This window comes from Polaromonas sp. P4_F9, assembly GCF_056401235.1.
The window spans coordinates 199,477-211,475 of sequence record NZ_JBFUJT010000001.1 but is presented as its reverse complement, the minus strand read 5'-3'; the positions used below and the strand labels follow the sequence as shown (position 1 = coordinate 211,475).

The 11,999-nt window shown below is 64.1% G+C and carries 11 protein-coding genes; 5 read left to right on the top strand and 6 right to left on the bottom strand.

Annotation, left to right across the window (positions count from 1 at the left end; genetic code table 11):
• Positions 1-35: 35 nt before the first annotated feature.
• Complete coding sequence (locus AC1DUB_RS01035; protein ID WP_477727912.1) at positions 36-848, top strand: RraA family protein; 813 nt, start codon at positions 36-38, stop codon at positions 846-848.
• Positions 849-928: 80 nt separating this feature from the next.
• Entirely contained in the window at positions 929-1,378 is a 450-nt protein-coding gene (locus AC1DUB_RS01030; protein WP_477727911.1) for a nuclear transport factor 2 family protein, read from the top strand.
• 128 nt (positions 1,379-1,506) lie between these two features.
• On the opposite strand, the gene AC1DUB_RS01025 is transcribed toward AC1DUB_RS01030, so the two are convergent.
• Positions 1,507-2,697, bottom strand: a complete 1,191-nt coding sequence (locus tag AC1DUB_RS01025; protein WP_477720804.1) for an L-talarate/galactarate dehydratase — start codon at positions 2,695-2,697, stop codon at positions 1,507-1,509.
• Positions 2,698-2,880: 183 nt separating this feature from the next.
• On the opposite strand from AC1DUB_RS01025, the gene AC1DUB_RS01020 reads away from it, so the two are divergent.
• The gene (locus AC1DUB_RS01020; protein WP_477727910.1) at positions 2,881-3,948 is read left to right on the top strand and encodes a LacI family DNA-binding transcriptional regulator; all 1,068 of its coding nucleotides are present in this window, start codon (positions 2,881-2,883) and stop codon (positions 3,946-3,948) included.
• Positions 3,949-3,967: 19 nt separating this feature from the next.
• On the opposite strand, the gene AC1DUB_RS01015 is transcribed toward AC1DUB_RS01020, so the two are convergent.
• From AC1DUB_RS01015 to AC1DUB_RS01000, 4 genes are all read right to left on the bottom strand, one after another.
• Positions 3,968-4,984, bottom strand: a complete 1,017-nt coding sequence (locus tag AC1DUB_RS01015) for a Bug family tripartite tricarboxylate transporter substrate binding protein (RefSeq protein ID WP_477727909.1) — start codon at positions 4,982-4,984, stop codon at positions 3,968-3,970.
• Positions 4,985-5,210: 226 nt separating this feature from the next.
• Positions 5,211-6,296, bottom strand: coding sequence for a mannonate dehydratase (locus AC1DUB_RS01010; protein ID WP_477727908.1), 1,086 nt, complete (start codon positions 6,294-6,296; stop codon positions 5,211-5,213).
• A gap of 445 nt (positions 6,297-6,741) precedes the next feature.
• Positions 6,742-7,653, bottom strand: coding sequence for an ornithine carbamoyltransferase (argF, locus tag AC1DUB_RS01005; RefSeq protein ID WP_477728082.1), 912 nt, complete (start codon positions 7,651-7,653; stop codon positions 6,742-6,744).
• 74 nt (positions 7,654-7,727) lie between these two features.
• Positions 7,728-8,942 carry an acetylornithine/succinylornithine family transaminase gene (locus AC1DUB_RS01000; RefSeq protein WP_477727907.1) on the bottom strand — a complete coding sequence of 405 codons (1,215 nt, stop codon included), beginning with the start codon at positions 8,940-8,942 and terminating at the stop codon, positions 7,728-7,730.
• Positions 8,943-9,169: 227 nt separating this feature from the next.
• Between AC1DUB_RS01000 and AC1DUB_RS00995 the strand changes: the two genes are divergently transcribed.
• Entirely contained in the window at positions 9,170-9,481 is a 312-nt protein-coding gene (locus tag AC1DUB_RS00995; protein WP_477727906.1) for a DUF3579 domain-containing protein, read from the top strand.
• A gap of 246 nt (positions 9,482-9,727) precedes the next feature.
• On the opposite strand, the gene rpsT is transcribed toward AC1DUB_RS00995, so the two are convergent.
• A complete protein-coding gene (gene rpsT, locus AC1DUB_RS00990) occupies positions 9,728-10,039 on the bottom strand; it encodes a 30S ribosomal protein S20 (protein WP_477720797.1) in 312 nt (103 codons plus the stop codon).
• Positions 10,040-10,382: 343 nt separating this feature from the next.
• Between rpsT and murJ the strand changes: the two genes are divergently transcribed.
• Positions 10,383-11,948 (top strand): murein biosynthesis integral membrane protein MurJ, encoded by a 1,566-nt coding sequence (gene murJ / locus AC1DUB_RS00985; protein WP_477727905.1) that lies wholly within the window; start codon positions 10,383-10,385, stop codon positions 11,946-11,948.
• The last annotated feature ends 51 nt before the right edge of the window (positions 11,949-11,999 follow it).

Below are 11,999 nucleotides of genomic sequence, written 5' to 3'. Positions count from 1 at the left end.
ACAATTTGAGACATCATTTTTTTGAGCCCACACCCATGACCCACGCCATCAACCCTCCGCCACTGCCGGTGATTCCGCAGCGCACCCCTGCCGTTCATGTTCCCGATTCGGTGCTGGACCGCCTCGCCAAAGTCACCAGCGGATCGCTGACGACGCAGCTGTACATCAAGGGTTTCCGCCAGCCTGTGCTGCACGGACTGACGCCGCTCAACAAGAAAATCAAGCCCTTCGCCGGCCGCGCCTACACCATGCGCTTCATACCGGCGCGCGAAGACGTCGATGTATACGGCAACCTCACGACATCGCCCAACGCCGACAACCTGCAGTGGGTCGGTGTCGAGCAGATCGAGCCCGGCCATGTGCTGGTGATCGACAGCAACAAGGACGGGCGTGCCGCCTCGATGGGCAACATGCTGATCACCCGCATGATGATGCGCGGTGCCCGTGGTGTGGTCACCGACGGTTCCTTTCGCGATGGCACGGAGCTGGCGCAGATGGACTTTCCGATCTGGTGTACCGGCGTGACCGCCACCACCCGGCTGTCCTATCACCATGTGGCCGACCTGCAGGTGCCTATTGGTTGCGCCGGCGTGGCGATTTATCCCGGCGATGTCATCCATGGTGACGGCGACAACATCACGGTGATCCCCGCCCATCTGGCCGAGGAGATGGCCAACCTGTGCGAGGCGCGCGACGACATCGAAGCCTACATCGGCCTGCGCGTGCAGGCCGGCGAAGCGCTGTGGGGTCTGTATCCGCCGAGCGAGGCCACACGCGCGCAATACAAGGCGTGGGTGGCTGCGGGCCGTCCGGCCATTGCCCCCGTCAAGCCCGCCGGCAGCCGCTGACGCATTCTTCCCTCTTCCTCTGGGGGAGGCCCTCACCCCGCCCTCTCCCAGGGGGAGGGGGAGCAAAACCAAGGACCTCTATGACCACCTTCACCCCCGAGTACTACAAGGCCCTGATCCGCCGTTACTTCGATGCCTGCAACGCGGCCGACTACCAGGCCCTGATGGACTGCTTCACCCCTGACGCCGTGCACTACTTCCCCGCCGGCCTGCCGGAGATCCCCTGGCGCGGCGCCGACACCATCGCCCGCAAATGGATCTGGTGTGTCGACACGTTGGGTTCGCAGTGGACCATCGAGAAAATCCTGGTCAGCCATGACAGCCCCGAAGCGGTGATCGAGTGGACGCACTGGAAGAACAAGAACGGCACGGCCCTGCGCGGTGACGAGTGGTACCGCTTCGACCCCCAGACCGGCAAGATCGCCGAGATCCGCGCCTACTATGCGGCGCCGGCCGACAAGACGGTGACGATCAACGAACTGGTCGACTTTGACTATGCCGGGCGGGGGTATCACCTGCGCAGTGACTGAGGGGTACGGTCCGCGCAGTCCACGCTCTGCACGCTCGTGTTCTTTGCAAAAAAAGACGCAGTGCCCAAATAGTCCGCAGGCGAGTAGCCGTGACATTCATGGCTACTCGTGAGGTGTTCAGGGCCTTTTCAGGGCCGTTTGCCGAATTCCTGAGTTTCCGTCGTCCACGCCAGTGCCTGCTCGCTGAGCGAGAACCCCAGGCCCGGGCGGTCGGACACCCACATGCGGCCATCCTTGAGCTGCATCTGCTCGTTGAACAGCGGGCCCAGCCATTCGAAATGCTCGAGCCAGGGCTCGATGCCGTAGGCGGCCGCCAGGTGCAGGTGGATCTCCATCGCGAAGTGGGGCGCGAGCTTGCGCTGCTTGAACTCGCCCAGGGCCATGATCTTCAGGAAGGGCGTGATGCCGCCCACGCGCGGCGCATCGGGCTGGATGAAGTCCGTGCCCGCCATGATGAGCTGCGCATGCTCGTCGAAGCAGGTCAGCATCTCTCCGGTGGCAATAGCGGTGTCGAAGCGATCGGCCAGCAGGCCGTGGCCTTCGAAGTCGTGGGCGTCCAGCGGCTCCTCGATCCAGGTGAGGTCGAAGTCCTCGAAGGCGCGGCAGGCGCGTGTGGCTTTCTGGCGGTCCCATTGCTGGTTGGCGTCGACCATCAGCGGGAAGCCGTCACCCAGCAGCTTGCGCACCGCGCCCACACGCTCGATGTCGATGGACAGGTCGGGCTGACCCACCTTGATCTTGATGCCGCCGATGCCACTCTCGCGCGAGATGGCCACGTTCTTCAGCACCTGGTCCAGCGGCGTGTGCAGGTAGCCGCCCGAGGTGTTGTAGCACTGCACCGAGTCGCGCTGCGCGCCCAGCAGCTTGGCCAGCGGCAGCCTGGCGCGCTTGGCCTTCAAATCCCACAGGGCGATGTCGAAGGGCGCGATGGCCTGTGTCGTCAGGCCGCTGCGGCCCATGGAAGCGCCGGCCCACAGCAGCTTGGTGAAGATTTTCTGGATGTCGTTCGGGTCCTCCCCGATCAGGTTGGGTGCCAGTTCCTTGGCGTGGGCGTACATGCCGGGGCCGCCAGCGCGCTTGCTGTAGCCGAAGCCGATGCCTTCGTGGCCGTCGCGGGTGCGGATCTCGGCAAAGATGAAGGCAATCTCGGTCAGCGGCTTCTGCCGGCCGGTGAGCACCTTGGCGTCGCTGACCGGCGTGGCCAGGGGCAGGAAGGTCAGCGAGAGCTTGACCCATTCGATGCGGTCGCCGGTGTCGGCGGCGGTGCGCGCGTCGGACGCGACCTGGGCGTAGGAAACGATGTTGGATTCAACTGCCACGTGAAAATCTCCTTGTGTATGGAAGCGCTTCCATTTTGCACCGTGCTGCCGCACAATCCAAGCAGCCATTCAAGCAGTTGTCGCCGTAACTGCCGTGCCCATCCCAGGATGCGGGACAAATCCGGAAGATGGCTGAAAAAGCATGGCCAAAGACCCCAAAGATGAAGATGACCGAAAGATGACTTGAAAGAAGATCCGAAAGATGGCCCGCTGATGAATATTGCCCGGCGCGCCGCCGGCTTGCGCGGCGCCCGCATGGCCGACGTGGCGGCGGCCGCCGGCGTGGCCCTGGTCACCGTCTCCCGGGCATTGAACGAGCCGGACAAGGTGTCGCCGGCCACGCTCGCCCGTGTGCGGACTGCGGTGAAGCAGTTGGGCTATGTGCCGGACCTCACCGCCGGCAGCCTGGCGTCGGCCCGCTCGCACATCGTCGGCGCGGTGGTGCCCACGCTGTCCAACGCCTGGTTTGCAGACGCCATGAATGGCCTGGCTGCGGCACTGGCACCGGCAGGCTACCAGCTGATGCTGGCCCAGTCGAGCTACCACCCCGAGGCCGAGGCTGGACTGGTGGATGCCTTTCTGGGCCGGCGCGTCGATGCGGTCGTGCTGACCGGCGCGACGCATGAGAAGGCGGTGCGGGCCAAACTGCGCCGGATGGGCTTGCCGGTGATGGAACTCTGGGATCTGCCGGCATCGCCCATCGACATGGCGGTGGGCGTCTCCCACATCGGTGTGGGCGAGGCGGTGGGCCGCTTTTTGCTGGCCCGTGGCTACCGACGCATCGGCTTTCTGGGTGCCCGGGAAGAGCGCTCGCTCAAGCGCCTGGCGGGCCTGGCGGCGGCGCTGAAAATGCAGGGGCTGGACGATGCCGAGGTGGCCGGCTTGCCTACGGAATTGCTCCCGCCGGCTTCCAGCATCGCGGCCGGTGCGGCGGCCATGGAGCGCCTGGCGGCGCGCTGCCCGGCGCTGGATGCCGTGTTTTGCAGCAACGACATTCTGGCCACGGGCGCCTTGCTGTATTGCCGGCAGCAGCAATGGCCGGTACCGCAGCGCCTGGCGGTTGTCGGCTTCTCGGATCTGGCGATGGCGGAGGCCGCGTTCCCGCCGCTCACCACGGTACGGGTGCAGGCGACGGAGCTGGGCCGGTGCGCCGGCGAGATGCTGCTCGAGCGCTTCGCCGGTGTGGCGAAGCCCCGCGGCGGCAGGGTGCTGGACCTGGGGTTTTCGCTGGTGGAGCGGGCCAGCGCCTGACGCCGGCCCCTCACGTTGCTTACTCCGCCTTGATGCCCGCGATCTTGATCACGCGGGTCCAGCGGTCTACTTCTTTCTGGACAAACTGCGTGTAGTCGGCCGAGCCCAGCGAGGGCACCACAAAGCCCTGCGATTCCATGCGGGTCTTGATCGCCGGGCTCTGCATCGCCTTGACCGCGGCCGCTTCGAGTTTGTCCACAATCGCCTTGGGCGTGCCCTTGGGCGCCGACAGGCCCGACCACGACAGCGCCGAGAAGCCCGGGTAGCCCGACTCGGCAATCGTCGGCACGTCCGGGTACAGCGGATTGCGCGACAGGCTGGAGACCGCCAGCGCCCGCAGCTTGCCGGCCTTCACATGCGGCAGCGCCACGTCCTGGTTGATGAACATCATCGGGATCTGCCCGCCCAGGATGTCGGTCATCATCGGGCCGCCGCCGCGGTAGGGAATGCCCACCATGTACAGGCCCTTGCAGTTCTGGTTGCCCTTGGCGCCGGTGCAGGTGCCCACGGTCTGCTTGAGCAGCTCCATCGCCATGTGGCCGGACGCCGCGTGGGTGTAGCCGTAGTTCAGCTTGCCGGGGTTGGCCTTGCCGTAGTCAACCAGTTCCTTGAAGGTCTTGAAGGGCGTGTCGGGGTGAACCACCAGCACGTTGGGGCCGGAGTGGATCTGTGTGATGTGGATGAAATCCTTGTTCGAGTCATAGGCCAGCTTGGGGTTGAGGCCGTGCGCCACCGCGTTCTGGCCGACACCGCTGAGCACCAGCGTGTAGCCGTCGGGCGTGGCCTTGGCGGCGCGCTCGGCACCGATGACGCCGCCGGCGCCGCCGATGTTTTCCACCACGAAGGGCTGTTTGAGCGCCTTGGTGAGTTCGTCGGCGATCATGCGTCCCATGATGTCGCTGGTGCCGCCGGCCGGAAACGGCACGATCAGCTTGACCGGTTTGGTCGGGTAGTCGGTCTGGGCCTGGGCGGCCAGCGGAAGCGCGAAGCCCAGCGCTGCGATGGCGCTCAGGCAAACGAGATGGCGTCGAAACATGTTTTCTCCGATGAGTGTTGGAAGTTGCTCTGGTACGAGCAAGCCCGGTCATTCTGGGTGACGCCTCCGGCGGGGCCTACAGGGGTTTTCGCGGAGAGCGGCTTGAAAGTCCCAACCCATGGGACAAATCAGGGCCCCAACCGGGGGCAAGTCGGCCTGCGCTGCCAGCGCATGCCGGGTTCAATGGCTCACCGGCCAGCTGGACTTGCCCGGCGAGCCGGAAAAATCAGTGGCGGGGCGTGGACCAGACGCCGGCAGCCTGCAGCAGGCCACGCGTGTAGCCCAGTGCGAACGACATGAAGCGTTCGCGGTTTTCGTCAAGGTCCGACACCGGCACATGGTCCGGGCACAGCGGGCCGGCATAGCCGCCGCGCTGGTAGGCCTTGATGGCCTGGAACATGTCGACGTCCCCCTCGTCCGGGAACACTTCCTGGAAGTCCAGGTAGCCGCCGCGGATGTTGCGAAAGTGCACCATGAAAATACGTCCGGTGGACGCAAATTCCTCGATGACGGGGATCATGTGCTTGCCCGGCTCCCTGAACATCTCGGCCACGGTGCCCTGGCAGAAGTTCAGGCCGTGGTTCTTGCTAGGGCTCAACGCCAGGAATTTGCGCAGGCCGTCGGCCGAACCGACCACGTGCTCGATGCCGTTGAGCCCGCCCACGGGGTAGGCCGGGTCATGCGGGTGGCAGGCCAGCCGCACCCCCGCCTTGTCGGCGGCGGGTACCAGGCCTTCGACCAGAAATTCGATTGCATCCCAGCCGGCCTGTTCCGTCACCGGCGGCACTTCACGCGCCAGTTTCTGGCCGCACAGCATGGCGGTTTCGGCGTCGCCTTCGTCCTGGTTGGTCGGGTAGCCCACGCCCCAATAAGAGTTCTGGCGATCGCCTTCCTGCGTGTATTCGGCGTACACGAAGCCCGAGTTGCGGGCGCCGCCACGCCCGGGTTTGAGGCCGGTGCGCGTGATGCCCACCATCTGCACGTTGTATTTGAGGCAGGTGATGCCGGCGTCGGCGGCTTTCTGGATGTTCTGCGCCAGCACGTCCCGCTGCTTGTGCGCGCTGTCCAGGTCGACCAGCGAGTCCAGCAGGATGGAGCCGACGTCGAGGGCGAAGACGTCCAGTTTCAAATCGAAACTTTCAACCCATTTGCGGTAACCGGCCAGTTTGGCGGCGTCCCAGGCGCTGACACCACCGGTGGCGGAAACCAGTTCGGTGCCGCGGTTGTCCAGCACGACACTTTGCACGCCCAGTTGCGTGGACAAACGCAGCCGGCGCTCGTTCGGGTTGAGAAGCTGTTCACTGATATACACGGCGTAGCACGGTCCAAAATGATTGATGGATATTCAGGCTCCCCTCAAAGGGAGTCGAAGTTCATTTTGGTGTGCGGGCGCAGGCGCTACAAGCAGGGATGCGGCCAGACGGCTGGCGAGTTCAGCCTTCGTCCCATGGATTGGGACGGGTCATGTCTTTGGATGTCTTTTGGGTTTGGGCGGGCGAGGGCCGCCATCCTGCGCTCGCGCCCTCACGGCCGTGAACCCGACGGGGCCGGGCGGACCGAATTCGGCGGACAGGCATGACGGGAGGGTGAGGACCGGCTGAGAACCTGTTGAAGACCTGATCAGTCAATCCGGCGGGGCAGCGGGAACTCCATGAGTGCCTTCTGCATACGCATGCGGTTTTTGGCTACGGCACGCCGCTTGAATGCCGGTGCTAACGCGCTAACGCGCTAACGCGTTAATGCCACTGGGCCGAATTTCATTCGACCCGTCCGAGCAGCAGGAACTCCATGAGTGCCTTCTGCACATGCATCCTGTTTTCCGCCTCGTCCCACACCACGGACTGCGGCCCGTCAATGACGTCGGCTTCGACCTCTTCGCCGCGGTGCGCGGGCAGGCAGTGCATGAACAGGGCATCAGGCTTGGCGGCCCGCATCATGTCGGCATCGACGCACCAGTCGGCAAAGGCTTTCTTGCGCGCCTCGTTTTCGGCTTCATAGCCCATGCTGGTCCACACGTCGGTGGTGACCAGGTCGGCGCCGGCGCAGGCCTGCATCGGGTCCTTGAAGACCTGATAGCTTTCGGCCGAGCGGATACCGGCGATGGACTGGTCGACCTCATAGCCGCCGGGTGTGCTCACATGCACCTTGAAACCCAGGATTTCGCTGGCCTGCAGCCAGGTGTTGGCCATGTTGTTGCCGTCGCCCACCCAGGCGACCGTTTTCCCTTTGATGGAGCCGCGGTGCTCGATGTAGGTGAAGATGTCGGCCAGGATCTGGCAGGGGTGGAATTCGTTGGTCAGGCCGTTGATGACCGGCACGCGCGAATGCTCGGCAAAGCGGTCGATCTTGGTCTGCTCGAAGGTGCGGATCATCACCAGGTCGACCATGCGGCTGATGACCTTGGCGCTGTCCTCGATCGGTTCGGCGCGGCCCAGCTGGCTGTCGCCCGTGGTGAGGTGCACGACGCTGCCGCCCAATTGGTACATGCCGGCCTCAAAGCTGACGCGGGTGCGGGTCGAGGCTTTTTCAAAAATCATCGCCAGCGTGCGGTCAGCCAGCGGCTGGTGTTTTTCGTAGGCCTTGAACTTTTTCTTGATGACCGCCGCCCGCTCGAACAGGTAGGCGTACTCGCTGGCATTCAGGTCGCTGAACTGCAAATAGTGCCTGATGGGCCTGGCTGCGGTGCTTTTCGCTTCGGCTGATTCGCCGGCCCCGGATTTCGTTGCCTTGGTCACGCTCTTGGTCATGCTTTCTCTTTCAATAACTGCTTGATCAGCGGGACCACAATCGCCACGACTTCATCGGCTTCGGCGGTGGTCATGATGAGCGAAGGCACCAGGCGGATCACGGTGTCGGCCGTCACGCTCAGCAGCAGGCCCTTCTCGGCGGCGCGGGCCAGTAGTTCCCCGCAAGGCTTGGTCAGCTCAATGCCCAGCATCAGGCCGCGGCCGCGGATTTCCTTCAAGCCCGGCTCGTCGGCCAGTTCGCGCGCCAGCGCCGCCCGCAGGTGGTCGCCCACCTTGACCGCATTGGCCAGCAGGCCTTCTTCTTCCATGATGCGCAGGGTTTCCACGCCGGCGCGCATGGCCAGCGGATTGCCGCCAAAGGTCGAGCCGTGGTTGCCGGGGCTAAAAATATGGGCAGCCTTGGGGCCGGCCACCACCGCGCCGATCGGCACGCCCGATCCCAGCCCCTTGGCCAGCGGCATGACATCGGGCTTGATACCGGACCACTGGTGGGCAAACCATTTGCCGGTGCGGCCCATGCCGCACTGCACTTCGTCGATCATGAGCAGCCAGTCGCGCTCGTCGCAGAGGGCGCGCACCTCCCGCAGGTACTCGTCCTTCATGCTGTTGATGCCGCCTTCCCCCTGGATGGCTTCAAAAAATACCGCCACCACATTCGGATTGCCGGCCGTGGCGGCCTTCAGGGCCTCCAGGTCGTTGAGCGGCACACGGATGAAACCTTCGACCAGCGGGCCGAAGCCGGCTTGCACCTTGGGGTTGCCGGTGGCGCTCAGGGTGGCGATGCTGCGGCCATGGAAGGCTTTTTCATAGACCACGATCTCCGGCCTCTCGATGCCTTTGTCATGGCCGAATTTGCGCGCCAGTTTCAGCGCGGCTTCGTTGGCTTCAAGGCCGGTGGAGCAAAAAAACACGTTCTCCAGGCCCGACAGCTCCACCAGCTTGGCCGCCAGCGTTTCCTGCAGCGGCACATGGTAGTAGTTGGAGGTGTGGATCAGCCGGCCGATCTGCTCCTGCAGCGCGGGCACCAGTTTCGGGTGGTTGTGGCCGACGGTGTTCACGGCAATACCGCCCAGCGCGTCCAGGTAGGACTTGCCGTTGACGTCCCAGACGCGGCAACCCTGGCCATGCGACAGCGCGATGGGCAGGCGGCCATAGGTGTTCATGACGTGGGGTGAGGCGGCTTCGATGGGCTGGGGCAGGGCTGCGTTCATGGGAAAACTCCGGGCAAGGCAGGGAACAGGCGGCCGCCGGGAAGCCGGCGGGCATGCAGCAATTTTAGGCGCAGACTTTGCGGGCTTTTGTGACGATAGTGCATCACAGCAATGCGCAGAATTGGAGTGACTGCCAGGACTTGAGTCTTATATAAGATACAATCATGGTGCGGTGCAGCATGGCGCAATACCCCCCAGCTCCTGGCACGCGACAAACCCTCCATCAGATGGTCTCCAACTCCGCCAAAGAAGTCTTTATTCAGGGCATTACCCGAGACGGTAAAACCTTCCGGCCCAGCGACTGGGCCGACCGGTTGTGCGGTGTGATGAGCCAGTTCCGTCCCGGCGGGCCGCAGCCCGGCAGCCACCTCACCTATTCGCCCTGGTGCGTTCCCACAGTCATCAATGGCCTCAAGTGCGTGGTCGTCAATGCCGAGTTGCGCGATGTCGAACCCATGGCCTGGGACTTTGTGATCAACTTTGCCAGGGACAACGAACTGCAGGTGGCTGAAGCCTGCCTGCTGCCTGATTCCCGATAAGCCGTAAAGCGGCTGCGCGGGCACGATGCGGGGTTGGGTGGTGCCCGCAATCTTCAGCTACCTGAGTACATTCCTGTTGTGCTCCGTGCGCCTTGTCCCATACTCGCTCGCTACGCTTTCAGGCTCACCCAGCCGCAACCGGAGCTGAAAACAAAAAAGCCGTCTTTCGACGGCTTTTTGCTTTGCTGCAGCGCACCCTACAAAACGGCGGACCGAAAAATCAGTCCGGGCGATTTGCCTGAAAGATCAGGCGGCCTTTGCGGGGGCCAGTGCCAGGGCTTTCACCTTGGCGGACAGGCGGCTTTTATCGCGCGCTGCCTTGTTCTTGTGGAAGATGCCTTTGTCGGCCACTATGTCCACAATGCTCTGGGCTTTGGCGAACAGGTCTTTGGCCTTGTCCTTGTCACCGGCTGCAACGGCTTTTTCGACGTTTTTCACAGCGGTACGGTATTTGGAGCGCAGCGAGGTGTTCGCAGCGTTGAGTTTGACGTCCTGGCGGACGCGTTTGCGGCCCGACGCAAGGCGCGGGTTCTTTTTCTTGGGTTTGGCAGTAGCCATATATAGTTTCCTTTAATCCTGGGGAGGAGTCTGTGGATGTTGCAGCAAACCTAGCATTATATACCCCCACGGTCGCTCACTGCGTGTAGCTCCCTGCCCCCCGAGGGGGCCGCTGCGCCTGCGGTCTGGCAAAGCCAGTCCCGCGGCCCCTGCTGGTGAAGAGGTCCCCTTTGATCGCCAAGTAGGCCTTAGGCGACGGTGGCGCAAATCACGTCACGGCGCGCAACGCAGAACTTCAAGGTCGAGCCGCGGAACCGGCTCAGCCGGGCCGCAGGCGGGCGGCCCCCTCGGGGGGCAGGGAGTGACACGAAGTGCACGACCGTGGGGGCTATAAACTCCACGGGTGTCACTTTTCAAAGCCGCCTCCACCGTATCCCTGCTGACCCTGGTCTCCCGAATCACCGGTTTGGTGCGGGAACTGCTGATTGCTTCGACTTTTGGCGCCAGCGCCATGACCGACGCCTTCAATGTGGCGTTTCGCATTCCCAACCTGTTTCGCCGCCTGTTTGCCGAGGGCGCCTTCAGCCAGGCCTTTGTGCCCGTGCTGGCGGCCAGCAAGGCCAACAACGGCGACGCCGAAACCGGGCTGCTGATCGACCGGGTCGCGACGCTGTTGACCTGGGCGCTGCTGCTGACCTGCGTGATCGGCGTGGCGGGGGCGCCGGTGCTGGTGTGGGCCATGGCCAGCGGCCTGAAGCAGGAGCCGCGTGGTTTTGAAGCCGCCGTGTTCATGACCCGCTGGATGTTCCCCTACATCGCCTTTATGTCGTTGGTGGCGTTATCGTCCGGCGTGCTCAATACCTGGCGGCGTTTTGCGGTGTCGGCGGCGACGCCGGTGCTGTTGAACCTGGCCATGATTGCGGCCGCCTGGCTGGGCGCGCCCTGGTTCCGGGCGCAGGGCATTGAGCCCGTGTACGCCCTGGGCGCCGGCGTGATGCTGGGTGGGGTTTTGCAGCTGGCGGTGCAGGTGCCGGCCTTGCTGCGCCTGGGCCTGCTGCCAAAAATCGGATTGAACTGGGCACTCGTTCAGGCTGCCTGGGCCGACACGGCAACCAAAAACATCGCCAAACTGATGGTTCCTGCCTTGCTGGGTGTCAGCGTGGCGCAGATTTCCCTGCTGATCAACACCCAGATCGCCTCGCACCTGACGCCCGGCAGTGTGAGCTGGCTGACCTATGCCGATCGGCTGATGGAGTTCCCGACGGCCATGCTGGGCGTGGCCATCGGCGTGGTGCTGATGCCGCAGCTGGCGGCGGCCAAGGCGGCCAGCGATGCCGCCAAATACTCGGCCATGCTGGACTGGGGCCTGCGCATCGTGGTGGTGCTGGCCGTGCCTTGCGCGGTAGCCCTGCTGACCTTTGCCCAGCCGCTGGTCGCCACGCTCTACCACTACGGCGCCTTTACCGACCGCGACGTGCAACAGACCACCACCGCGCTGATGGGCTACGGCGCAGGCCTGCTGGGCCTGGTGGCCATCAAGGTGCTGGCGCCGGGCTTTTATGCCAGCCAGGACATCCGCACGCCCGTGCGCATTGCGGTGGTGGTGCTGGTCATCACGCAATTGCTCAATCTGGCGCTGGTGCCGGTTTTGCAGCACGCCGGGCTGGCGCTGGCCATCGGCATCGGGGCGCTGATCAATGCGCTGTGGCTATTGGTTGGACTGATGCGGCGCGGCAGCTACACACCCGCCCCCGGCTGGGGTGCATTCGCCTGCCAGGTCCTGGCTGCCAGCGCGTTGCTGGCGGTTTTTTTGCTGTGGGCCGCAAGCCGTGTCAGTTGGATCGGCCTCAAAGATGCATATTTGCAACGGATTGGGCTGTTGGCCCTTGTTTTATGTGTATCTGCGGCTATTTATTTTGCAGCGCTCTGGTTCTCCGGGCTGAAGCTGCGCCAGCTGGTCCGGCGCTGATCCGGTCGACCCGGTCTGCCCGGTTTGCCTTTTGTCGGTCGGGACGAACCG

Bases quoted from the DNA above. Each gene is read 5' to 3' on its own strand.
- AC1DUB_RS01035 (WP_477727912.1), top strand. From the start codon at position 36: ATGACCCACGCCATCAACCCTCCGCCACTGCCGGTGATTCCGCAGCGC.
- AC1DUB_RS01030 (WP_477727911.1), top strand. From the start codon at position 929: ATGACCACCTTCACCCCCGAGTACTACAAGGCCCTGATCCGCCGTTAC.
- AC1DUB_RS01015 (WP_477727909.1), bottom strand. From the start codon at position 4,984: ATGTTTCGACGCCATCTCGTTTGCCTGAGCGCCATCGCAGCGCTGGGC.
- AC1DUB_RS01000 (WP_477727907.1), bottom strand. From the start codon at position 8,942: ATGAACGCAGCCCTGCCCCAGCCCATCGAAGCCGCCTCACCCCACGTC.
- AC1DUB_RS00995 (WP_477727906.1), top strand. From the start codon at position 9,170: ATGGTCTCCAACTCCGCCAAAGAAGTCTTTATTCAGGGCATTACCCGA.
- rpsT (WP_477720797.1), bottom strand. From the start codon at position 10,039: ATGGCTACTGCCAAACCCAAGAAAAAGAACCCGCGCCTTGCGTCGGGC.